The sequence below is a fragment of the Micromonospora sp. B9E7 genome, from assembly GCF_039871815.1.
Lineage (GTDB): Bacteria > Actinomycetota > Actinomycetes > Mycobacteriales > Micromonosporaceae > Micromonospora.
This window is the reverse complement of record NZ_JBDPLX010000001.1, coordinates 19,035-40,506: the sequence shown is the minus strand read 5'-3', so window position 1 is coordinate 40,506 and position 21,472 is coordinate 19,035. Positions and strand designations below refer to the sequence as shown.

Sequence of the window (21,472 nt, the reverse complement as noted above, 5' to 3'; positions counted from 1 at the left end):
CCGTCGGCCGGGGTGCCCCACGCAGCCCGGCCGACGGCCGATCCGTCCTCTCAGCGGGTGGTCGTCGGCCGGTCGAGGAAGAGCAGACGGGCGCGTTTCTCCGGCAGGTCGATCAACGGGCCGGGCCGGAACCCGGTACGCAGGAACCGCTTGATGGCCCGGTCGTTGCGGGCGTCCGGCTCGATGACGACCCGCAGCCGGCCCGGGTCGGCGAGGACGAAGTCGAGGATCGTGCCGAACAACGCGCCGGTGAACCCCCGTTCGACCGCCACCGGTGGCCCGACGAGCAGGTGGACGCCGACGTCACCGGGGCGTACGTCGTAGCACTCGCCGACCGGATCGGCCTCGGGCTGGTAGGTCTGCGCCAACGCGGCCGGCACGCCGTCGCGGTGCACAAGGTACGCGTGGTGGGTGGTCAGCGAGTCCAGGTACGCGTAGATCTCGTGCACCCGTTCACGACTCGCCTCCCGCATCCCCCAGAAGCGGGCCCGGTCCTGGGTGACCCAACCGTGTAGCAGGTCGACGTCGTCGTCCGGCCGCACCGGGCGGATGGTGACCGTCCCGAATCCGTCGACCTCGCTGCGGTAGTGGTGCCGTTCAGTGCTCATCCGGCTCCTCGACGAGTCGGTCCCAGTCGGTGGTGATCGGTAGCAGCTCGCCCGCCAACCAGGCTGGGCCCTGGTCGTCGTGGTGGGGGTCGTCGGGCACTCCGCACGCGCCCAGCGGGACCACCCAGCGGCTGTCCTCGCGCCGCGCCAGATCCCAGACGAAACGCGCCGCCGGCCCTCGGAAGCACCAGTGGGTGACTCCGGGCACGCTCGAGGTGGCCAGCACACAGTCGTGGTCGCCGTCGAGTCGGGGGCCGGGCCCGGCGTCCGGGTCGGGCAGCGCCCGCCAGGCCGCCAGCCGGTGCAGGTCCCCCCAGCGCACCTGCCCGGCCGCCGCTTCGGCGACCTCCTCGGCCGCCGCGCGTACCACCGCGGCCGGGTCCACGCCGGGCAGCGGACTCCCGTCGAGCAGGTGCTCCAGTGCGTAACCGACGCGCGGCGTCAGCGCCAACCAGGGCGCGAACACCTCGGGGTACGCGGGCGGTTCGGCCAGCTCGGCCAGCGCCGGGTGGGCGGCGATCCGGCGTACGACAGCCGCCCGCAGGGTGGCGAACGTGGCCGCGTCGGCGCTGTCGGCGGCCATCCGCCGGTCCCAGCGCAGCAGCCGGTCGCGCAGCGCGGCGGCCCGGGGACTGAGCCCGTTCGACTCGGCCAGCACCGTCAGCAGCGGCCCGGCCGAGCCCAGGTACGTGTCGGTGTGCACGCCGGCCATCTCGTCGGCCGTCCAGCCCCGGCCGGCGTCGAGCAGTTCGGCGATGCGGTGCGCCCGGTGCGGCGGGGAGAACTCCACCCCCAGTGGCGTCGCCAGGCCGCGCTCGTTGGCCATCACCGCCCGACCGACCACGTCGGCGCGGGGCATCGGCGCGTACCACCCCTGCCAGGTGTGCGCGTCGGCCCATGCGGGAACGACTCGCAGGCCGTTGCCCGGATGCCGTACCGGAACCGCCCCGGCGACCCGGTGCAGCAGCCCACCGGCGGTGTCCGCCGCCTGCACCACGTTGACCGGCTCCACCCAGTGCCGCAGCGCATGGTCCACGTCGGCCACGGTACGGGCGCGCAGCAGCTCCGGCAGCGCCGCGAAACCCAGCTCGGCGCGGACCCGGGGCGGGTAGCGAAGGCTGATCGCCGTCTCGTCGCCGGGCCCACCGACGATCACCGGACCCCGGTCGGTCTCCATCACCTCGACCTCGACCGGGTCGGCCCCGGCCACCTCGATCGTCTCCAGGTGGCAGTGCACGGATCGCCAACCGTCCGGGCCGAGAGCCTGCACCTGCCGGTCCTTCCGGCGCAGCCGCTCGGCGTACAGGTCCTGGTAGTCGGCCATCGCGTTGGTGATCGCCCAGGCCACCGCACCGGTGTGCCCGAAGTGCGCGATGCCCGGCACACCGGGCACCGCCAGCCCGACCACGTCGTACTCCGGGCAGGCCAACCGGATCTGCTGGTAGACGCCCGGATCCTCCAGGAACCGGTGCGGGTCGCCGGCGAGCAACGCTGCCCCGGTGCCGGTGCGCTCGGCGGCGAGCAGCCACCCGTTGCTGCCGGCGACGGCGGGTCCGTCGGTGGCGAACGCCTCGACCAGGTCCGGGCCGAGCCGCTGCGCCACGTGTTCCCGCCAGAGCTTGCTCGGGAACCCGGCGAACAGGATGTGATGGCCGAGCCAGACCGCCAGCGGCGTCCACGCCTCCCACCGACCCGGGCTCAACCCGGTGGCGGCGAACTCCGGGGCGCGGGCCGCCCCGGCGGCGAGGCCGTCGTTGACCCCGGCGACGTACGCGCCCACCCACTCGGCGGTCGCCGGGTCGAGCGCGGCGTGGCAGCGGCGTGCGGTGTCGTCGAGTCGTACCCGCCGGGCGAACCGGTCCCAGTCGAGCGCGTCGACGCCGAGGAACGCCGCGCTGGTGCCCTGGGACCGGTGTCGTTCCACCTCGATCTGCCAGGCCCGGTCGTACGCGGTCACCCGACCCTGCTCCGCCACCAGCGCGAGGGGGTCGTCGGCACGCAGGTGCGGCACGCCCCACCTGTCGCGGAAACGCCGGGCGCTCACGCGGGCTCGACAGCGCGGCGGCGGGCGGCGGGGACGACCAGCGGGGTGCCGGTCTCCGGGTCGTCGATGACCCGGCAGGGCAGCCCGAACACTTCCGCCACCAGGTCGGCGGTGACCACCGACGCCGGCTCTCCGGCGGCCACCACGCGGCCGTCGCGCATGGCGATCAGATGGGTGGCGTAGCGGGCCGCGTGGTTCAGGTCGTGCAGCACCGCGACCAGGGTGCGTCCCTGCTCCTCGTGCAGTCGGGCGCACAGATCCAGGATCTCGATCTGGTGGGCGATGTCGAGGTACGTGGTCGGCTCGTCGAGCAGCAGCAGCGGGGTCTGCTGGGCCAGCGCCATGGCGATCCAGACCCGCTGCCGTTGCCCGCCGGAGAGTTCGTCCACCGGCCGGTCGGCGAGGTCGTCGACCCCGGTCGCGGCCATCGACTCCTCGACCACCCGCTCGTCCTCGCGCGACCACTGCCGCAACAGCCCCTGGTGGGGGTAGCGGCCCCGGGCCACCAACTCGGCGGCGGTGATCCCGTCCGGTGCGATCGACGACTGGGGGAGCAGGCCGAGCGTGCGGGCGACCTTGCGGGCCGGCTGGTCGTGGATGTCGCGCCCGTCGAGCAGCACGGCGCCGACGCTCGGACGCAGCATCCGGGACAGCGCGCGGAGCAGGGTCGACTTGCCGCACGCGTTCGGACCGATGATCACGGTGAACGAGTTGTCGGGCACCGCGACGGTCAGGTTCTCGGCGATGGTGCGCTGGTCGTAGGCGAGGGTCAGCGCGGTGCCGCCGAGCCGGGAGGTGCCGGGATGCATGGGTGCTCCTTCGAGGGCGTCGCGGGTGTTCACAGCCGACCCGCCCGGCGTTCCATCGCGAGCAGCCAGACCAGGTAGCCGCCGCCGATCACTCCGGTCACCACGCCGACCGGAAGCTGGTGCCCGGGAAACGCGCGTTGGGCGAGCAGGTCGGCGCCGACCAGCAGCGCCGCTCCGACGGCCATCGACGGCAGCAGGTTCGGGCCGGGCGCCCGGGTCAGCCGTTTCGTCACGTGTGGGGCGACCAGCGCCACGAAGGACACCGGTCCGGCGGCGGCCGCCGCGAACGAGACCAGCGGCACCGCCGCCGCGAGCAGCACCAGGCGCAGCCGGCGCACCGGCACGCCGAGGGCGCTGGCCGTGTCGTCACCCAGCTCCATCATCCGCAGCGCCGGGCCGCAGACGACGAGGACGAGCGGCGTCACCACGACCAGGACGGCGAGCAGCGGGCCGGCGTTGTCCCAGCCCCGCCCGTCCAGGCTGCCGGTGAGCCAGAGCACCGCCCGGGCGGCGTCCATCAGGGGCGCCCGGGTCAGCAGGTAGCCGTTGACTCCGGTCAGGATCGCGGCGATGCCGATGCCGACCAGGATGAGCCGGTAGCCGTGCACTCCGCGTCGCCAGGCGAGCGCGTAGATCACCAGGCCGGTGCCGAGCCCACCGACGACCGCCGCGCCCGCGAGGGCGAGGCTGCTGCCGCCGAGGACGACCACCACCAGCGCGCCGGCCGACGCGCCCTGGGTGAAGCCGAGGATGTCCGGGCTGCCCAGCGGGTTGCGGACCAGCGACTGGAACACCGTGCCGGCCAGCGACAGCGCCGCGCCGACCAGTAGGGCGGTGACCAGTCGGGGCAGCCGCAGCTCGTGCACGATGAACTGCTCCGCCGGGGTGCCACCGCCGACGAGCGTGCGTAGCACGTCGGTCGGGCCCATCGGATAGTCACCGCTGCCCAGGGCGACCAGGCCGAGCCCGATCGCGAGCAGTGCCGCGCCGACGCCGACGGCCAGCGCACGGGGACGGAACCGCAGCGACAACCCGCCGGGGGTACGGAGGACTGTCGCGGTGTGGAGTCTGCTGGTCCGCTCGCTCACGGGTGGGCCACCTTCGCACGGGTGACCAGCCACAGGAAGAGCGGGCCGCCCAGCACGGCGGTCACCATGCCGACCTGGAGCTCTCCCGGCCGACCCAGCACCCGACCGAGCACGTCGGCGCCGAGCAGCAGCGCGGGCGCGAGCACCGCGCAGTACGGCAGCAACCACCGCAGGTCCGGGCCGGTCAGGGCGCGGACCAGGTGCGGCACCAGCAGCCCGACGAAGACGATCGGTCCGCAGGCGGCGGTCGCCGCGCCGCAGAGAAGCGTGACCGCCACGATCACGGCGGCGCGGATCAGCGCGGGGCGGGCGCCCAGGGCTCGCGCCGCGTCGTCGCCGAGCGCCAGCGCGTTCAGCGGGCGAGCGGCGCCGAGCGCGACCAGCAGCCCGACCAGGATGAACGGCAGCACCCGCTGCACGGTCGCGGTGTCCGCGCTGGCCAGCGAGCCGACCGTCCAGAACCGCAGCCGGTCCAGCGAGGCGGTGTCCAGCAGCATCACCGCGCTCACGTAGGAGTAGAGGGTGGCGTTGAGCGCCGCACCGGCCAACGCGAGGCGGGCCGGGGTGGCGCCACGTCCGCCGCCGACGGCGTAGACGAGCGCGGTCACGACCGCCGCGCCGACCAGCGCGAACCAGACGTACCCGCCGACGGCGGTGACGCCCAGGAAGGCGGCGGCGGTGGCGACGGCCGCGGACGCCCCGGCGTTGATGCCGAGCAGCCCGGGGTCGGCCAGGGGGTTGCGGGTGAGGGCCTGCATGACCGCGCCGGCCACGCCGAGCGCGGCGCCGGCGAGCAGCCCGAGGAGGGTACGCGGCAGGCGCATCCGGTGCACCACCGCGTACTCGGTGGCGTCGCGGTGCAGCAGGCCGGACCAGACGTCGGTGAGCGGCATGGCCTTCGCCCCGACCGCGATGCTGAGCACCACGATCACTCCGAGCAGTGTCACGGCGGCGATCAGGCCGGCGGCGCGGACCGCCTGGCGGCCGCGCCGAGCCGGCATGACGGCCGGGCCCCGGTCCGGCACGTGTGGTGTCGGCCTGGTGACGGTGGGTGTGGCGTCCAGTGTGGGCTCCGGAGTGGTGGTGGCGCGACGAACCGCTGTTGACAATGACCGAGGTTAGGCTAACCTAACCCCGCTGCCCCGGTCGAGTCCGGCCAAACCCTTGATCGAAAGACAACACCATGCCCGATGCCCTGTCCGCACGTCGTCTCTCCCGCCGTGGCCTGCTGGCCGCCGGTGGCGCCGCCACGTTGGCCACCCTGCTCGCCGCCTGCGGCAAGGACGACACCGCGAAGCCCGCCGCCGGCAACGGAAGTGGCCCCTGGTCGTTCACCGACGACCGGGCCACGAAGGTCGAGGCGAAGGCCCGGCCGACCCGCGTGGTGGCCTTCACCGGCGTGGCGGCAGCCCTGATCGATTTCGGTCTCGACAAGCAGGTCGTGGGCGTGTTCGGTGAGACCAAGCGGGCGGACGGCACCGCCGACCCGCAGGCCGGCGACCTCGACATCGAGGCCGTCGAGATCCTCGGCAACGTGTGGGGCGAGTTCAGCCTGGAGAAGTACGCGGCGCTGCGTCCCGAACTGCTGGTCACCCACATGTACGACCCGGACGCGCTCTGGTACGTGCCGGACGAGAGCAAGGCCAAGATCCTTCCGCTCGCGCCCAGCGTGGCGATCACCACCGCCCGGGTGCCGATGACCAAGCCGATCGAGCGCTACGCCGCGCTGGCCGAGTCGCTCGGCGCGGACCTGTCCGCGAAGAAGGTCACCGACGCGAAGGCCCGCTTCGACGCCGCCGCCGAGGCGGTCCGGCAGGCGGTCAAGGCCAACCCCGGCATCAAGGTGATGGCCTGCTCCGGCAGCCCCGACCTCTTCTACGTCTCCAACCCGAAGGTCAGCACCGACCTGATGTACTTCGCCGAGCTGGGCGTCGACATCGTGGTCCCCACCAAGCTCGAAGCCGGCGACTACTTCGAGGCACTGAGCTGGGAGAACACCGCCAAGTTCCCGGCCGACCTGATCCTGCTGGACAACCGCAGCACCGCCCTGCAACCCAAGGACCTCACCGCCAAGCCGACCTGGCAGCAACTGCCGGCGGTCAAGGCCAACCAGGTGACGCCGTGGGACGCGGTGCCCCGCTTCTCGTACGCCGGCTCCGCGCCACTGCTGGAGAACCTCGCCACCGCCATCCGGAACGCGAAGAAGGTCAGCTGAGAGACCCAGCACCCCGGGGCGCACCGCCGCGCCCCGGGTGGGTCTTCGCTGCCCTCGTCGAGAACGTGGAAGGACATCCCGTGACCGTGCCGACGTACCCCGTCGAGACCACCGCGCCGTCACCGACGCCCGCCGTCGCGCGGGCCCACCTGTTGCACGACGGTTCGGTCGAGCAGTACCGGCGGACGATCGCCGACGGCGTCGACCGGGTCGCCCGCCGGGTGGCCACCGTCGATCGTCCCGTCACCGGGATCACCCCGGCCGAGTTGGCACCCCTGGTCGACCGGGTGGACCTGGACCGACCGTTGGGCGATGCCCGGGCCGCGCTGGACGAGTTGGAGGACGTGTACCTGCGCGACGCGGTCTGGTTCCACCACCCCCGCTACCTCGCCCACCTCAACTGCCCGGTGGCCATCCCGGCGCTGCTCGGCGAGGCGGTGCTCACCGCCGTGAACTCGTCACTGGACACCTGGGACCAGAGCGCCGGGGCGACCCTGATCGAGCGGCGACTGATCAACTGGACGGCCGAGCGGATCGGCCTCGGCACCGGCGCCGACGGTGTCTTCACCAGCGGCGGCAGCCAGTCCAACCTCCAGGCGCTGCTGCTGGCCCGCGAGGAGGCGTGCGTCGACGCCGTCGGCCCGGCGGCCCGCGCCGAGCTGCTGCCCCGGCTGCGGGTGCTCACCTCCGCGGCCGGGCACTTCAGCGTGCAGAAATCGGCCAAGCTGCTGGGGCTCGCCCCGGACGCGGTGATCGCGGTCCCCACCGACACCCGTCGACGGATCCGGTCAGCCGCCGTCCGCGCCGAGATCGCCCGGTGCCGGGAGGCCGGACTGGTCGTGATGGCCGTCGTCGCCACCGCCGGCACCACCGACTTCGGCTCCATCGACCCGTTGACGGAACTTGCCGCGATCTGCGCGGCGACTGACGTGTGGCTGCACGTGGACGCCGCGTACGGCTGCGGTCTGCTCGTCTCGCCGACGCGCCGGCACCTGCTCGACGGCATCGAGCGCGCCGACTCGGTCACCGTCGACTTCCACAAGTCGTTCTTCCAGCCGGTCAGCTCCAGCGCGCTGCTCGTCCGCGACCGGCGGGCACTGCGGCACGCCACGTACCACGCCGACTACCTCAACCCGGCCCGGATGGTGGAGCAGCGCATCCCCAACCAGGTCGACAAGAGCCTGCAGACCACCCGCCGCTTCGACGCGTTGAAGCTCTGGCTGACCCTGCGGGTGATGGGTCCGGACGCGCTCGGCGCGCTCTTCGACGAGGTGGTCGACCGGGCCGCCGACGCCTGGCAGTTGGTCAGCGAGGACCCCTGCTTCGAGGTGGTGACCCGCTCCGAACTGAGCACTGTGGTCTTCCGCTACCTGCCCACCGGCCCCGGCCGGGAGCTGGCCGACGCGGCCAACCTGTACGCCCGCGAGGCTCTCGCGGCGTCCGGCCTCGCCGTGGTCGCCGGCACCCGGGTGGACGGCCACCACTTCCTGAAGTTCACCCTGCTCAACCCGGCGACCACCGTCGACGACGTCGACCACGTGCTCGAACTGATCGCCCACCACGCCGGCCGGTACGTGCACGAGCACACGGCAGCCGACCTGACCTGCCAGGTCGGCTGACGCCGATGAACACGAACCCGCGCCTGGAGACCAGCATGTCCACCCACGACTTCGTCGCCATCGGGCTGGGCCCGTACAACCTGGGCCTGGCCTGCCTCACCGCGCCGATCGACGACCTGGACGGCGTGTTCCTGGAGGCTCGCCCGAGTCTCGCCTGGCACCCCGGCATGCTGCTGGAGTCGGCCCGGTTGCAGACCCCGTTCATCGCCGACCTGGTCAGCCTCGCCGACCCGACGTCGCCGTACTCCTTCCTCAACTACCTCAAGGAGATCGGCCGGCTCTACCCGTTCTACATCCGGGAGAGCTTCTACCCGCTGCGAAGCGAGTACGACGCGTACTGCCGGTGGGCGGCGGCCAAACTGCCGAACCTGCGCTTCGGTCAGACGGTGACCACCGTGGAGTTCGACCCCGCCGACGAGCGGTACGTGGTGCGAGCCAGCACCGGCGCGGGGGAGACCGTGGAGTACCGGGCCCGACACCTGGTGCTCGGCACCGGCACCCCGCCGTACCTGCCCGACGCCGTCGCCGCGCTGCCCGGCGACGCCGTGCACAACTCCCGTTATCTGGAGCACCGGACGGCGCTGCGCACCAAGCGCAGTATCACCGTCGTGGGCAGTGGGCAGAGCGCCGCCGAGATCTACCACGACCTGCTCGGCGACATCGACCGGTACGGCTACCAGCTCAACTGGGTGACCCGTTCGCCACGGTTCTTCCCACTCGAATACACCAAGCTGACGCTGGAGATGACCTCACCGGACTACGTGGACTACTTCCACGCACTGCCGGAGGAGACCCGCTACCGGCTGGAGTCCGAGCAGAAGAGCCTGTTCAAGGGGATCAACTCCGACCTGATCAACGACATCTTCGACCTGCTGTACGCGCACAGCGTCGACGGGCCGGTCAACACCCGCCTGCTCACCAACACCGAGCTGGTCGGTGCCGGCTACCAGGACGGGGCGTACACCCTGGGGTTGCGTCAGGTGGAGCAGGAGCGCGGCTTCACCCTGCGGACCGAGGGCCTCGTCCTCGCCACCGGCTACCACTACCGGGTGCCGGAGTTCCTCGACCCGGTGCGCGAGCGGATCCGCTGGGACGCGCACGGCCGCTTCGACGTGGCCCGCAACTACAGCATCGACCACAGCGGGCGGGGCATCTTCCTGCAGAACGCGGGCACCCACACGCACAGCATCACCTCACCGGACCTGGGCATGGGCCCCTACCGCAACTCCTGGATCATCCGTGAGCTGCTCGGCCGGGAGCACTACCCGATCGAGAAGAGCATCACCTTCCAGGAGTTCGGGGTGCCGTCGTGACCGTCGTCTTCGCCCACGTCGACGACCGGCTCGGTGAGTTCGCCCTGCGCACGCTCGATCCGGACGCCGACGCCGCGGTGCTGCACCCGTGGGTGACCCACCCGAAGGCGGCGTTCTGGCTGATGCAGGACGCCGACCTGGCCCAGGTGACCGAGGAGTACCGGCGGATCGCCGCGCACCCGCACCACGACGCGTACCTCGGGCTGTGGCGGGGGAGTCCCGCCTTCCTCGCCGAGCGCTACGACCCGGCCCACGTCGAGCTGGTCGGCCTGTACGACCACCAACCCGGTGACGTGGGCATGCACTTCCTCTGCGCGCCGGTCGACGCCCCGGTGCACGGCTTCACCCGGGCGGTGCTCGGCACCGTCATGGCGTGGCTCTTCGCCGACCCGCCGACCCGGCGGGTGGTGGTCGAACCGGACGTCCGCAACACCGCCGTGCACGCGTTGAACGCGGCCGTCGGCTTCGAGGTCGTCGGCCCGATCGCCAAGCCGGAGAAGGACGCCCTGCTCAGCGTCTGCAGCCGAACCCAGTTCGAGGCCGCCACCGACCGCGCCGCAGCGGATCGCGCCGCCACCGACCGCGCCGCCACCACCCGAACCGAAGGAGCCCCGGCGTGACCACCACCGCCGTCCCCACCCCGACGTCCGCCACCACCGGGCACGCCGCCGGCAGCCCGGTCGGCCACCTCACCCCCGAACGCTGGGCCCGGGCCAACCGCTTGCTGGTCCGCAAGGCGCTCGCCGAGTTCACCCACGAACGACTGCTCACCCCGGAGCCCGTGTCCGGCCCCGACGACCGACAGTGGTACGAGGTCCGCAGCGACGACGGCACGGTCAGCTACCGGTTCGCCGCGCGGGTGCTCGCCCTGGAGCACTGGCAGATCGACGCGGACAGCATCACCCGGCACCGCGACGGCACGCCGCTGCCACCCGACGCGGTGGACCTCATCGTCGAGTTGCGCACCACCCTCGGGCTCTCCGCGCGGGTGCTCCCGGTCTACCTGGAGGAGATCACCTCGACGCTGGCCGGCACCGCGTACAAGCTGGCACAGCCCGCGCCGAACGCCGCCGAGCTGGCCGAGGCCGACTTCCAGACCATCGAGACGTCGATGACCGAGGGCCACCCCTGTTTCGTGGCCAACAACGGTCGTCTCGGCTTCGGCGTCGACGAGTACCACAGCTACGCCCCCGAGGCCGCCGCCCCGGTCCGGCTCGAGTGGCTGGCCGCGCACCGGGACCACTCGACGTTCAGCAGCGCCGCCGACCTCGACTACGACCGGCTCATCGAGGGCGAGCTGGACGCGCGGACCCGGGCCCGGTTCGCGGCCACGATGGCCGATCTCGGGCTGGATCTCGCCGACTACCACCTGATCCCGGCGCACCCGTGGCAGTGGTGGAACAAACTGGCGGTCACCTTCGCCGGGGAGCTGGCAGAGCGCCGGCTGGTGCACCTCGGCCCCGGGCCGGACGTGTACCTCGCGCAGCAGTCCATCCGTACCTTCTTCAACGTCAGCGAGCCGAGCCGGCACTACGTGAAGACCGCGCTGTCAGTGCTGAACATGGGCTTCATGCGCGGGTTGTCCGCCGCGTACATGGCGGCGACCCCGGCGATCAACGACTGGCTGGCCGACCTGATCGCGGGCGACGAGGTGCTGACCGGCACCGGTCTGACCGTGATCCGCGAGCGGGCCGCGGTCGGTTACCGGCATCGGCAGTACGAGGCGGCGACCGACCGCACCTCCCCGTACCGCAAGATGTTGGCCGCCCTGTGGCGGGAGAGCCCGGTGCCCGACCTGGCGCCGGGGCGTCGACTGTCCACCATGGCCGCGCTGCTGCACGTGGACAGCGACGGCGGGTCGCTGGCGGCGGCGCTGATCGCCCGGTCCGGGTTGGCGCCCGAGGTGTGGCTGCGCCGCTACCTGGACGCCTACCTCACCCCGTTGCTGCACAGCTTCTACGCCCATGACCTGGCGTTCATGCCGCACGGCGAGAACGTCATCCTCGTCCTCGACGAGCACGACACCGTCGAGCGGGTGATCTTCAAGGACATCGCCGAGGAGATCGCGGTGATGAGCGCCGACGTCGAGCTGCCGGAGGCGGTCGAGCGGATCCGGGTCGAGGTGCCCGACGACACCAAGCTGCTGACCATCTTCACCGACGTGGTGGACTGCTTCCTGCGTCACCTCAACGCGGTCCTGGTCGAGGCCGGCGTCATCACCGAGGACGACCTCTGGCGTACGGTCGCGGCCTGCGCCGCCGACTACTTCGACCGGGTGCCGCACCTGGCCGAGCGGGTCCGCCACTACGACCTGTTCGCACCGGAGTTCACGCTGTCCTGCCTCAACCGGCTCCAGCTGCGCGACAACCAGCAGATGATCGACCTGGCCGACCCGTCGGCGGCTCTCCAGTTCGTCGGCACCCTCACCAACCCCCTCGCTGCCCACGCTCCGGCCCGGTGACCGTGGTCGGGTCTGGTCAGGAGAGGTGCCAGCGGGTGCAATGGGGCCTATGGGATTGCTGAGTATCGTGAGCCTGCTTGCCGCCACCCTGACCACCGGCCTGACCGCGGGGCTGTTCGCAGCCTTCGGGTACGCGGTCATGCCGGGGCTGGGCCGCGCCGACGACCGGACGTTGGTGCTCGCCATGCAACGGATCAACGAGTCCATTCTCAACGGGTGGTTCGCGGTCTGCTTCGGTGGCGCGCTGCTGTTCACGCTGCTGGCGGCGGCGCTGCACCTGGGATCCGACCGCCGGGCGGCGCTGCCGTGGATCGTCGCCGCGCTGCTGGCCTACCTGGCGGTGCTCGGCGTCACCGCGGTGGTCAACGTGCCGCTCAACAACGTGCTGGCCCGTGCCGGCGACGCCGACCGGGTCACCGACCTCGCGGCCCTGCGGGAGCGCTTCGAGGCCACCTGGGTACGCGGCAACATGGTCCGGGCCGTCGCGTCGACCGGCGCGTTCGGGCTGCTGGCCTGGGCCCTGGTGGTGGCGGGACGGCAGTCCGGTTGAGCCGGTCGCGGCTCAGTCGGTCGTCTCCGCCGCGCCGGCCTGCCGGAACGCGCGGGCCAACCGGGCCAGATCGTGCCCCTCGAAGTGCTGGAGGAACCGGCGGCGTACGGCGGCCAGGTGGCTGGGCCAGGACTCTTCCAGGCGGGCGAAGCCGGCGTCGGTGAGGACGGCGTTCCAGCCCCGGGCGTCCTCCTCGCACCGTTCCCGCTTGACCAGGCCCTGCGTCTCCAACCGGATGATCGTGCGGGTCATGCCGCTGAGCGAGAGGTAGCAGAGCGCGGCGAGCTCGTGCATGCGCAGCCGCCGGTCCGGTGCCTCGGACAGGTTCATCAGGGCGGTGTACTCGGTGAGTGGTAGCTGACGGTCACCGACCATGTCCGCGTCGATCGTGCGGGGCAGCACGTACATCACCTGGCCCAGGGCGCGGACCAAGGCCTCCTCGTCAGGGGTGAGGGGTTGCAGAGTCTCTGCGGAGGGGTTGGACATCCTCATATCATACTTGTTTGACTGAGCAAATGGTTACCCTCCGTGTGACCACGGCCATAGGCGGAGTATTTGCTTGACCAATCAAGGACCAGTTAGCGTTCTCGCCGTCAGGCAAGGACCTCTGAAAGGCGCCACACATGACCAGGATCGGGATCATCCTCGGAAGCACCCGCCCGGGGCGTAACGGGGAAGCCGTCGCCCGCTGGGTGCTCGAGATCGCCAAGCAGCGCTCCGACGCGGAGTACGAGCTGATCGACCTGCTCGACTACCAGCTGCCGCACCTCGACGAGGCGTACCCGCCCTCGATGGGCCAGTACACCCAGGCGCACACCAAGCGGTGGGCCGAGACGATCGCCTCCTACGACGGCTTCGTCATCGTCACCCCCGAGTACAACCACTCCACCTCGGGCGCCCTGAAGAACGCGATCGACTTCCTCTACGCCGAGTGGAACAACAAGGCCGTCGGCTTCGTCAGCTACGGCTCGGTCGGCGGCACCCGCGCCGTGGAGCACCTGCGTCTGATCGCCGGTGAGCTGCAGATGGCCGACGTGCGCTCGCAGGTCGCGCTGTCGCTCTTCGCCGACTTCGAGAACTTCAGCGTCTTCAAGCCCAACCAGTTCCACCAGGACTCGCTGACCACCACGCTCGACCAGGTGGTCGCCTGGAGCGCCGCGCTCGCTCCGCTGCGCAAGGGCTGACCGCTTCGCGTTGAACGGGAACGGCCGCGGGATTCCTCCCGCGGCCGTTCCCGTTCGCTCATGTGTCGGCCGACCCCGCACGCTCGGTCAGGCCGGACGTGCGTCGGCGAGCAGATCCAGCGAGAGCTGCCACAGTCGCGCCGCCGCCGCGGGGTCGATCGCGTGGTCGGCGACGCCGCGCAACGGCGTCTCCGGGGTGTGACGCACCGCCTGCTCGCAGTCCTCGAAGTACCGCCCGCCGATGCCCTCCAGCTGCGGCCCGGCGGCGAGGAGTACGGAGGTGGCGGCTCCCTGCTCCGGGGTCTTGAAGTCGAACGCCGGAAGCTGCGCGTAGTCCTCCTCGGTGAGGTGGCGTCCCAGGTTGGTGGCGACAGCGCCTGGGTTGGCCACGTTGACGCTGATGCCGTCGCCGGCCCAGCGCCTGTTCGCCTCGACCGCGAACAGTGCGGTGGCGGTCTTCGACTCGCCGTAGGCGAGGAGACGGTCATAGGGGCGTTCCCGGAAGTTGACGTCCTCGAAGACCACCGGGGCCTGAACGTGCGCGATGGAACTCAGCGACACGACGCGGGCCCGACCGGCCCCGGCGAGTGCCCGGTGCAGCCCGTTGGCGAGTGCGAAGTGACCGAGGTGGTTGCTGGCGAACTGCAACTCCCAACCCTCGGCCGTGCGCATCTCGGGGGTCGCCGACACCCCGGCGTTGTTGACCAGGATGTGCAGGGGGCCGTCCCAGCCGGCGACGAACGCGGCGACCGAGCGCTGGTCGGACAAATCCAACGGTGTGACCCGGATCAGCCGGTTCGCGGTCCCGACGCCGATCTCCTGCGCGGTCCGTTCTCCGGCCCGTACGTCCCGTACCGCCAGGGTCACCTCGGCTCCCGCCGCGGCGAGCGCCCGGGCGGTCTGCACCCCGATGCCCGACGAGGCGCCGGTGACGATGGCGCGCCGCCCGGTCAGGTCGACACCGGCCACGACGTCGGCGGCGGTGGACCGGGCGTTGAACGGCGTGGTGACGCGTGTTTCGGACATGATCGACTTCCTCTGGTTGGTGTCCTCACGTGGCCGTGGCGGCTTGCCGTACCGGCGTACGGTCGGCACCGCCCTCCGGAACGATCGTGCGCGGAGGTCTGCGCAGACGGCCAACACGCTCTCCCTGGCGTAGCTACAGTCTGTTCCTGTGGCCATGCCTGAGCTACGACAACTGCGGTACTTCCTGGTACTCGCGGAGGAACTGAGCTTCACCCGAGCCGCCGCCCGCCTGATGATCGCCCAGCAGTCGCTGTCACAGCAGATCACCGCCCTGGAACGCGGTCTCGGGGTGAAGCTGTTCGACCGCGACAGCCGCGGCACCACCCTCACCGACGTCGGCGCCCTGTTCGTGCCCGAGGCGCGCGCCGTGACGGACCGCGCCGAGGAGGCCGTAGCCTTCGTGGGACGGGCCCTGCGGGGCGAGGTCGGCACCCTCCGGCTCGCCTTCCTGACCACCGTCGCCAACCACCTCCTGCCCCCGGTTGTCCGCGCGGTCCGCCACCACCTCCCCGACCTGCATCTGGCCACCGAGTCCACCAGCATCGCGCCCCTGGTCCAGGGCGTCCTCGGCGGGCAGTTCGACGTCGCCTTCACCCGGACTCCGCTCGTTCCCGGCCTGGAGTCCAGGAGACTGACGACCGAACAGGTCTGCGCGGTGCTGCCCGAGGGCCATCCGCTCGCCGGTTGCGCCGAGTTGACGCTCGCCGACCTGGCGAACGAACCGTGGGTCATGACGCCACGCAGCTCCTGGGAGCCCTGGCACCGTGCCTACGAGGACCAGTTCCGGGAAGCGGGCTTCGTACCGAACATCGTTCAGGAGGAGGCCAGCGTGCAGAGCCTCCTCGGCCTGGTCGCCGCCGGACTCGGCGTCACCCGGCTGGCCTGCTCGGCGGCCAGTCTTCGCCGCACCGGCGTGGTGTTCGTCCCGCTGGCCGGCGCCTACGCGCACACCGAGATGGTGTGGTTGTCGGGTAACAGCGCGCCGGCGCTGCACCGGCTCCTGGACGTGGTCACGGACGTCGCGGCGACGACCGACCTCACCAGCACCGGCTGACGGCGAGGCGGTCGAGGGAGCCGTGCCGCACGGGGCCCCTACCGCCACCGACAGTTGACAACGTGACGTCCGGGGACAGCAGTCGGACGGCCGCGTCCACTACCGTTGGCGCGATGAGCCGATCTGCCGCCGCTGGTCGGGCTCCCTTGTGGAGGGACCGCACCTTCGGCACGTACTGGGTCGCGCAGTCGCTCTCGGCGGCCGGCGACTCGTTCGCCTACCTGGCGGTGCCGCTGCTGGTGCTCCAGGCGACCGGGTCGGTGGCGCAGATGGGGCTCCTCACCGCCGTCGCGGGTGCGGCGTCAGTCGCCGCCGGGGTCTTCGGTGGGGTGCTGGTCGACAGGTACGACCGCCGCACGCTGATGATCGTGGCGGACCTGACCCGGTTGGTGCTCTACGGCCTGGTGCCCCTGGCGTGGCTCGCCGGCCCGCAGGTGTGGCTGCTCTTCGTCGTGCTGCCGATCTGCGAGGCGGCCGGCATGGTGTTCCAGGTCGCCGCGGTGACCGCCGTCCGCAACCTCGTCGACCGGGATCGGATCACCGAGGCCAACGGCCGGTTGCAGGCGACGTACGCGGCGGCGGCCGTCCTCGGGCCGCTGCTCGCCGGTGTGGTGGCGGCCCGCTTCGGCCCGGCGACCGCCGTCGCCGTCAACGCGGCGAGCTTCGCGCTCTCCGCCGCCGGACTGTGGCTGATCCGGCTGCGACCCGCTCAGGTCGACGCCGTGGTGGTGGCCCGGGAGCGCCCGTTGGCCGAGTTCCTGGCCGGGGCGCGATTCCTGTGGGGACAGCCCGTCCTGCGGGCGCTGACCGTCCTGTTGTCGGTCTTCATCTTCCTGACCTACGGCTTCGTCGACGTGCTGATCTACCACGTCACACATGACCTCGGCGGCTCCGAGGGCACCGTCGGCACGGTCCTCGGTCTGGCGGCGCTGGGCACGGTCGCCGGTGCGCTGCTGGTGGCCCCGCTGCGCCGACGACGTGGATTCGGCGCGACCTGGATCGGCGCGCACGCCGTCTGTGGTTTCGCGGTGGCGGGCGTCGGCATCGCGACGAGCGTGCCGGCGGTCACCGCGCTGACGGCGGTGTACCTGTGCTGTCTCAGCGTCGGCGGCATCTGTTCGATGTCGCTACGCCAGGAGATCACCCCCGATCATCTGCTCGGCCGGGTCACGTCGGCGTTCTGGAGCACGCACTACGCGCTCGGTCCGGCTGGCGCAGTCGTGCTGACCTGGGCTGCCGCCCGGTACGGCGTGGCAGTGGTCACCATCGTGGCGGGCACGGGATGCCTGCTGGTCGCGGTCGGCGGCCTCTTCACCCCGATCCGCCGCGCCGGCGCGGAGCCGCCTGGTCCGCCTGCTTCGGCCCTGGTGAACCAGGTTGGTGAGCCACCGGCGGGCCATCCGTCGACGGTCTGAGTTGGCGTCGCACCTGGCCGGGGCCTCCCGCCCGCATGTTCCGCCGTGCCTGTCGAGCTGCCCCAGATATGGGGCAGCTCGACAGGCATCCAACAACACACGGCATCCGCCCGCCGCGAACCAGCGTGCGCGAGATCGCCCCGGCCGGAACGCGACCGGGCCGTCGGTCAGAACTCCTGGTACATGACGTGCAGGCCGAGCCGGCCGAGGGCGGGGTGACGGAACGCGCCCGGCACCGTGCCGATCACCGCGAAGCCCTCCCGCTGGTACAGCTCCACCGCCGACCGGTTGCTCTCCGCGACGGCGTTGAACTGCATGCCCGCGTACCCCTGCTTGCGGGCCCAGGCCAGGGCGTCGCGGCACAGCGCGGTGCCGACGCCCCGGCCGCGGGCGTCGGCGGCGACCATGAAACTCGCGGTGGAAACGTGCGCGCCCGGCCCGGGCTTGTTGGCGCCCATTTTCGCGGTGCCGAGCACCCGCTCGCCGTCCACCGCGACGACCGTCCGACCCGGCGCCGCCTCGACCCAGATGGCGTACGACTGCGCGGCGGTCATCGCCGGGTCGTAGGTGAAGGTCTCCTGTGCCTGGATCACCTCCCGGATGATCGGCCACACCTGCGACCAGTCCGCCGCTTCGAACTCCCGAATCCGCACGGAGAGCACGCTAGGGGCGGCCCGGCACCGGGGCAACGGAATTCGTTCAGCCGGTGCCGAGCGCCGCGATCTCCTCGTCGAGCAGACCCGCCAGTCGGGCGTGCCGCCCCGGGTGGCTGCGAACAGTCATGCCACGGCTGGGCATCTCCACAGTCATCAGCAGGTACAGGTGCAGCCGGTACAGACCCAACCGGCGGCGCGCCGCGGCGTCCAGCACCAGCGGCTCGGCGGCGGCGGCCCGGTAGCCGCGCAACAACGGGTGCTCCGGCTCGTCCTCGACGCGTCGGAAGAGCAGTGGCGAGACCAGGTCCAGCAGCGGATCGCCGTAGAGGAACCGCTCGCCGTCCACCAGACCACGCAGCCGCAGCCGGCCGTCCGGGTCGGGCGCGGCCAGCACGTTGCCGTCCCAGCAGTCGAAGTGCAGCAGCGCCGGGCGACGCACCTCGTCCAGCACCTCGGCGTGCCGATCCACAAGCGCGTGCAGGCGCTCCGGCGGGATCGGCAGCCGGACGTTCCAGTCGGACGCATCGGCGAGCAGCGCGTCGAGCATCGCCGTGAACGCGGCCCTCCAGGTCGTCCCGGCCGGCCGGTCGCCGTCGTAGCCGAACCGGTCGCCGGTGACCCGGTGCAACACGGCGAGGGCCGAGCCGAGGTCGTGGCGGGCCGGGCCGTCGTCGACCGCGACACCGGCCTCGGCCAGGTCGGACAGTGACCGGCCGGGCAGCATCGTGGTGACCAACCACTCGCCGTACGCCGGGTCGGTGCCGTGATGCAGCACCGTGGGCACCGGCACCTGAGGCGCATGCTCGGCGACGAGCTGGAAATAGTCGGCCTCGGCCACGCAGAGCCCGCGCTCGTAGCGCAGCAGCGGCGTCCCGGCCGGTGGGGCCAGCTTCAGCACCACCCGACGGTCGTCGTCGAGCAACGCCCACCAGACCGTCGCGTATCCGCCCCCGGTCAGTGGGCCGGTGTCCCGGACCCGGGTGTGTGGCCCGAACGACGCGCCGACCAGATGCTGCACGTCGGCGCTGGTGATGCCCCGTTGGGTCGGGCCGACCGCGGTCACATCGTCGCCTCTCCCCGCCGTGCGCGCGGCGTCGACCCGGCGGTGGCGCGCACGGAAGGTGGGACGGGCCCGGCGGTGTCGCGGCGGACCAGCTCGGCGGGGAGCACCTCGATCCGGGGCGCCGGCGCCCCGGCGTCCAGCACCAGGGACATCGCGCGCGCTCCCATGTCGACGAGTGGCAGTCGCACGGTGGTCAGCGCCGGGGTCACGTCCCGGGCGATCGGCATGTCGTCGAAACCGACCACGGAGGTCTGCTGCGGCACGGCCAGCCCTCGCGCCCGCAGGGTGGCGAGAGCACCGATGGCCATCGAGTCGTTCAGCGCCACGATCGCGGTCAGCTCCGGGTCCGCGTCGAGCAGTCGGGCGGTCGCCTCCGCGCCACCGTCCCGGTCGAACTCCGCGTACCGGATGCGCCGTTCCGGCAGCTCGCGGCCCTGCTCGGTGAGGGCCTGGCGGAGGCCGGCCAGCCGGTCGGTCGTGGTGGTCAGGATCCGCGGGCCGGCGACGACGCCGATCGCCCGGTGCCCCAACCCGCACAGCTCCCGTCCGGCCAGGTAGCCGCCGGCCCGGTTGTCCGGCATCACCGCGTCGCCGGAGTGCTCGTGCCGGCCGATCACCGCGACCCGCCCGCCGGTGGCCTCGTACGCGGCGAGCTTCTCGTTGAGCTGCCGGGTGAACGCCTCGTCGTGGTAGCCGGAGCCGGCCAGGATCAACGCCGCCACCTGGTGGCCGCGCAGCAGTTCCACGTACTCCAACTCACGGTCCGGGTCCCGGTAGCTGTTGCAGATCATCAGCAACCGGCCCTGGTCGGTGGCGACACGTTGCAGGCCACGGGTGATCTCGGCGAAGTACGGGTCGGAGACGTCGTGCACGATCACGCCCACCGCGCTGCGATGCGAGCGGGCCAGCAGTTGGGCGTGCGCGTTCGGCACGTACTGCAACTCGGCGACGGCGGCGAGCACCCGCTCGCGCAGCTCGTCGGTGACCGGCTTGCTGCTGCCGTTGATGACACGGGAGGCGGTGGCGGGTGAGACGCCCGCGCGGCGCGCCACATCGGACAGGGTCGCCATGGCCCGCCCCCTCGATCTGTTGACGGCGTTTCGTCGTGCCGGCTAGCGTCACGGTACCGCAGAGAAAGCCCTTTCCCGCAGGGAGGCCCGGCCGTGTCCGATCGCTTCGCGGTACTCCAACTCGACGAACTTCCCGCCAGACGCTGCTCGTGTGGCACCACCCGCCGAGGCTTCATCGCCGAGAGCGACGGACAGACCAGTGTCCACCTGCTCCAGGTGCGGGACGCGGTCACCCACCACCACCGGATCGCCACCGAGTACTACATCGTGCTCGCCGGTGAGGGCGAGGTCGAGCTGGACGGCGTCCGTCATCCGGCCCGACCGACGTCCGCGTTCCTGATCAAGCCGGGTTGCCGGCACCGGGCCATCGGCGATCTGACCGTTCTGCTGGTGTCGTTGCCGGCGGCGGACGACACCGACGAGTACTTCGATGCCTGACCGGTCGGCCCCGCTGCCTGGTGGCATCGGGGTCTCCCGGCTGCGCGTCTACGACACGGTCGCCCCGGACGGGCTGGTGGGCGGCACCCCGCACGTGCACCTGTGCTGCACCGAGGGTTACGTGGTGACCGACGGCGAGGGCGCGGTGCAGACCCTGACCGCTGCCGGCTTCCGGGAGACGCCGCTCCGGCCGGGGGCGGTCGTCTGGTTCGAGCCGGGCACCGTGCACCGCCTGGTCAACGGGGGCGGGCTGACCATCGTGGTGCTCATGCAGAACAGCGGGTTGCCCGAGGCTGGTGACGCCGTGCTGACCTTCCCGCCCGACGTGCTGGCCGACCCGGCCGCGTACGCCGCAGCGGCGGCGCTGCCTGACGGGGGAGCGCCGGGCGTGGACGTGCGGTCCGCGTACCGCCGACGTGATCTGGCGGTGACCGGGTTCCAGGCGCTGCGGTCCGGCGGGCCGACGGCGCTGGCCGCCTTCCACGCCGCCGCGGTCGCGCTGCGCGAGCCGCTGCTGGCGCGGTGGCGGCAGCGGTGGGCGGCCGGCGCCGGCCGGGCCGCCGCCGACACCGGCGTGCAGCTCGACGCCCTGGAGCGCGGGGATCCCGGGCATCTGCGCGATGCCGGGTTGTACGCGGTGGACGCGCCGGTCGAACGTGGCCGGTTGGGGATGTGCGGTCTCCTGGACACCTACCCGGCGGCCGGCTGACGGCGCGGATCCCGCCGTCGGTCCAGGTTGGACCGTTCAGTGATCCACTCGGCCTCACGGAAGTCGCGGTGTCCGACGGCTGCCGACGGCCCGGTTTCCAGGAAGCCGAGTCGATCTCGGAGCGGCCCAGCACCTGCTGTGCCGGCAATC

The 21,472-nt window shown here is 72.1% G+C and carries 21 protein-coding genes; 11 read left to right on the top strand and 10 right to left on the bottom strand.

The genetic code is table 11. The features are described 5' to 3' along the window. Nucleotides 1-50: 50 nt before the first annotated feature. The 5 genes from ABGB10_RS00185 to ABGB10_RS00165 are packed head-to-tail and all read right to left on the bottom strand — an operon-like array spanning nucleotide 51 to nucleotide 5,550. Nucleotides 51-608: a GNAT family N-acetyltransferase gene (locus ABGB10_RS00185; RefSeq protein ID WP_347658744.1), complete on the bottom strand. Its 558-nt coding sequence runs from the start codon at nucleotides 606-608 to the stop codon at nucleotides 51-53. Beyond that, nucleotides 598-2,652, bottom strand: a complete 2,055-nt coding sequence (locus tag ABGB10_RS00180; protein WP_347658743.1) for a penicillin acylase family protein — start codon at nucleotides 2,650-2,652, stop codon at nucleotides 598-600. The genes ABGB10_RS00185 and ABGB10_RS00180 overlap by 11 nt, the downstream gene beginning before the upstream one ends. After that, nucleotides 2,649-3,461: an ABC transporter ATP-binding protein gene (locus ABGB10_RS00175; RefSeq protein ID WP_347658742.1), complete on the bottom strand. Its 813-nt coding sequence runs from the start codon at nucleotides 3,459-3,461 to the stop codon at nucleotides 2,649-2,651. The genes ABGB10_RS00180 and ABGB10_RS00175 overlap by 4 nt, the downstream gene beginning before the upstream one ends. A 29-nt stretch (nucleotides 3,462-3,490) precedes the next feature. After that, entirely contained in the window at nucleotides 3,491-4,549 is a 1,059-nt protein-coding gene (locus tag ABGB10_RS00170; protein WP_347658741.1) for an iron chelate uptake ABC transporter family permease subunit, read from the bottom strand. Then, nucleotides 4,546-5,550 (bottom strand): iron chelate uptake ABC transporter family permease subunit, encoded by a 1,005-nt coding sequence (locus ABGB10_RS00165; protein ID WP_347659219.1) that lies wholly within the window; start codon nucleotides 5,548-5,550, stop codon nucleotides 4,546-4,548. The genes ABGB10_RS00170 and ABGB10_RS00165 overlap by 4 nt, the downstream gene beginning before the upstream one ends. A 182-nt stretch (nucleotides 5,551-5,732) precedes the next feature. Between ABGB10_RS00165 and ABGB10_RS00160 the strand changes: the two genes are divergently transcribed. From ABGB10_RS00160 to ABGB10_RS00135, 6 genes are all read left to right on the top strand, one after another. Next, a complete protein-coding gene (locus tag ABGB10_RS00160; protein ID WP_347658740.1) occupies nucleotides 5,733-6,764 on the top strand; it encodes an ABC transporter substrate-binding protein in 1,032 nt (343 codons plus the stop codon). An 80-nt stretch (nucleotides 6,765-6,844) separates the two neighbouring features. Next, on the top strand, nucleotides 6,845-8,383 hold the full coding sequence (locus ABGB10_RS00155; protein ID WP_347658739.1) for an aspartate aminotransferase family protein: 1,539 nt from the start codon (nucleotides 6,845-6,847) through the stop codon (nucleotides 8,381-8,383). A gap of 35 nt (nucleotides 8,384-8,418) precedes the next feature. Further along, on the top strand, nucleotides 8,419-9,696 hold the full coding sequence (locus ABGB10_RS00150; protein ID WP_347659218.1) for a lysine N(6)-hydroxylase/L-ornithine N(5)-oxygenase family protein: 1,278 nt from the start codon (nucleotides 8,419-8,421) through the stop codon (nucleotides 9,694-9,696). Continuing rightward, a complete protein-coding gene (locus ABGB10_RS00145; protein WP_347658738.1) occupies nucleotides 9,693-10,316 on the top strand; it encodes a GNAT family N-acetyltransferase in 624 nt (207 codons plus the stop codon). Before ABGB10_RS00150 ends, ABGB10_RS00145 begins: the two co-directional genes overlap by 4 nt. 101 nt (nucleotides 10,317-10,417) lie before the next feature. Further along, a complete protein-coding gene (locus tag ABGB10_RS00140) occupies nucleotides 10,418-12,157 on the top strand; it encodes an IucA/IucC family siderophore biosynthesis protein (RefSeq protein WP_347659217.1) in 1,740 nt (579 codons plus the stop codon). A 49-nt stretch (nucleotides 12,158-12,206) separates the two neighbouring features. After that, a complete protein-coding gene (locus ABGB10_RS00135) occupies nucleotides 12,207-12,707 on the top strand; it encodes an anthrone oxygenase family protein (protein ID WP_347658737.1) in 501 nt (166 codons plus the stop codon). 12 nt (nucleotides 12,708-12,719) lie between these two features. Here ABGB10_RS00135 and ABGB10_RS00130 read toward each other — a convergent pair whose 3' ends face one another. Continuing rightward, the gene (locus ABGB10_RS00130) at nucleotides 12,720-13,193 is read right to left on the bottom strand and encodes a MarR family transcriptional regulator (RefSeq protein ID WP_347658736.1); all 474 of its coding nucleotides are present in this window, start codon (nucleotides 13,191-13,193) and stop codon (nucleotides 12,720-12,722) included. Between the two features lie 137 nt (nucleotides 13,194-13,330). Between ABGB10_RS00130 and ABGB10_RS00125 the strand changes: the two genes are divergently transcribed. Beyond that, complete coding sequence (locus ABGB10_RS00125; protein ID WP_347658735.1) at nucleotides 13,331-13,891, top strand: NAD(P)H-dependent oxidoreductase; 561 nt, start codon at nucleotides 13,331-13,333, stop codon at nucleotides 13,889-13,891. A gap of 87 nt (nucleotides 13,892-13,978) precedes the next feature. Here ABGB10_RS00125 and ABGB10_RS00120 read toward each other — a convergent pair whose 3' ends face one another. Continuing rightward, nucleotides 13,979-14,917, bottom strand: a complete 939-nt coding sequence (locus ABGB10_RS00120) for an SDR family NAD(P)-dependent oxidoreductase (RefSeq protein WP_347658734.1) — start codon at nucleotides 14,915-14,917, stop codon at nucleotides 13,979-13,981. Between the two features lie 154 nt (nucleotides 14,918-15,071). Between ABGB10_RS00120 and ABGB10_RS00115 the strand changes: the two genes are divergently transcribed. Then, entirely contained in the window at nucleotides 15,072-15,971 is a 900-nt protein-coding gene (locus ABGB10_RS00115) for a LysR substrate-binding domain-containing protein (protein WP_347659216.1), read from the top strand. Between the two features lie 113 nt (nucleotides 15,972-16,084). Beyond that, entirely contained in the window at nucleotides 16,085-17,386 is a 1,302-nt protein-coding gene (locus ABGB10_RS00110; RefSeq protein WP_347658733.1) for an MFS transporter, read from the top strand. A gap of 167 nt (nucleotides 17,387-17,553) precedes the next feature. On the opposite strand, the gene ABGB10_RS00105 is transcribed toward ABGB10_RS00110, so the two are convergent. From ABGB10_RS00105 to ABGB10_RS00095, 3 genes are read right to left on the bottom strand one after another with little or no spacing between them, the layout of a single operon-like run. Next, nucleotides 17,554-18,039, bottom strand: a complete 486-nt coding sequence (locus ABGB10_RS00105) for a GNAT family N-acetyltransferase (protein ID WP_347658732.1) — start codon at nucleotides 18,037-18,039, stop codon at nucleotides 17,554-17,556. A 46-nt stretch (nucleotides 18,040-18,085) separates the two neighbouring features. After that, on the bottom strand, nucleotides 18,086-19,105 hold the full coding sequence (locus ABGB10_RS00100) for an aminoglycoside phosphotransferase family protein (RefSeq protein WP_347658731.1): 1,020 nt from the start codon (nucleotides 19,103-19,105) through the stop codon (nucleotides 18,086-18,088). Next, nucleotides 19,102-20,175 carry a LacI family DNA-binding transcriptional regulator gene (locus ABGB10_RS00095; RefSeq protein ID WP_347658730.1) on the bottom strand — a complete coding sequence of 358 codons (1,074 nt, stop codon included), beginning with the start codon at nucleotides 20,173-20,175 and terminating at the stop codon, nucleotides 19,102-19,104. Before ABGB10_RS00095 ends, ABGB10_RS00100 begins: the two co-directional genes overlap by 4 nt. A 93-nt stretch (nucleotides 20,176-20,268) precedes the next feature. On the opposite strand from ABGB10_RS00095, the gene ABGB10_RS00090 reads away from it, so the two are divergent. Continuing rightward, nucleotides 20,269-20,613, top strand: a complete 345-nt coding sequence (locus ABGB10_RS00090) for a cupin domain-containing protein (protein WP_347658729.1) — start codon at nucleotides 20,269-20,271, stop codon at nucleotides 20,611-20,613. After that, nucleotides 20,606-21,322 (top strand): cupin, encoded by a 717-nt coding sequence (locus ABGB10_RS00085; RefSeq protein WP_347658728.1) that lies wholly within the window; start codon nucleotides 20,606-20,608, stop codon nucleotides 21,320-21,322. The genes ABGB10_RS00090 and ABGB10_RS00085 overlap by 8 nt, the downstream gene beginning before the upstream one ends. Nucleotides 21,323-21,472 lie beyond the last annotated feature (150 nt).

Bases quoted from the DNA above. Each gene is read 5' to 3' on its own strand.
- ABGB10_RS00185 (WP_347658744.1), bottom strand. From the start codon at position 608: ATGAGCACTGAACGGCACCACTACCGCAGCGAGGTCGACGGATTCGGG.
- ABGB10_RS00175 (WP_347658742.1), bottom strand. From the start codon at position 3,461: ATGCATCCCGGCACCTCCCGGCTCGGCGGCACCGCGCTGACCCTCGCC.
- ABGB10_RS00165 (WP_347659219.1), bottom strand. From the start codon at position 5,550: ATGCCGGCTCGGCGCGGCCGCCAGGCGGTCCGCGCCGCCGGCCTGATC.
- ABGB10_RS00160 (WP_347658740.1), top strand. From the start codon at position 5,733: ATGCCCGATGCCCTGTCCGCACGTCGTCTCTCCCGCCGTGGCCTGCTG.
- ABGB10_RS00150 (WP_347659218.1), top strand. From the start codon at position 8,419: ATGTCCACCCACGACTTCGTCGCCATCGGGCTGGGCCCGTACAACCTG.
- ABGB10_RS00135 (WP_347658737.1), top strand. From the start codon at position 12,207: ATGGGATTGCTGAGTATCGTGAGCCTGCTTGCCGCCACCCTGACCACC.
- ABGB10_RS00130 (WP_347658736.1), bottom strand. From the start codon at position 13,193: ATGTCCAACCCCTCCGCAGAGACTCTGCAACCCCTCACCCCTGACGAG.
- ABGB10_RS00125 (WP_347658735.1), top strand. From the start codon at position 13,331: ATGACCAGGATCGGGATCATCCTCGGAAGCACCCGCCCGGGGCGTAAC.
- ABGB10_RS00120 (WP_347658734.1), bottom strand. From the start codon at position 14,917: ATGTCCGAAACACGCGTCACCACGCCGTTCAACGCCCGGTCCACCGCC.
- ABGB10_RS00115 (WP_347659216.1), top strand. From the start codon at position 15,072: ATGCCTGAGCTACGACAACTGCGGTACTTCCTGGTACTCGCGGAGGAA.
- ABGB10_RS00110 (WP_347658733.1), top strand. From the start codon at position 16,085: ATGAGCCGATCTGCCGCCGCTGGTCGGGCTCCCTTGTGGAGGGACCGC.
- ABGB10_RS00095 (WP_347658730.1), bottom strand. From the start codon at position 20,175: ATGGCGACCCTGTCCGATGTGGCGCGCCGCGCGGGCGTCTCACCCGCC.
- ABGB10_RS00085 (WP_347658728.1), top strand. From the start codon at position 20,606: ATGCCTGACCGGTCGGCCCCGCTGCCTGGTGGCATCGGGGTCTCCCGG.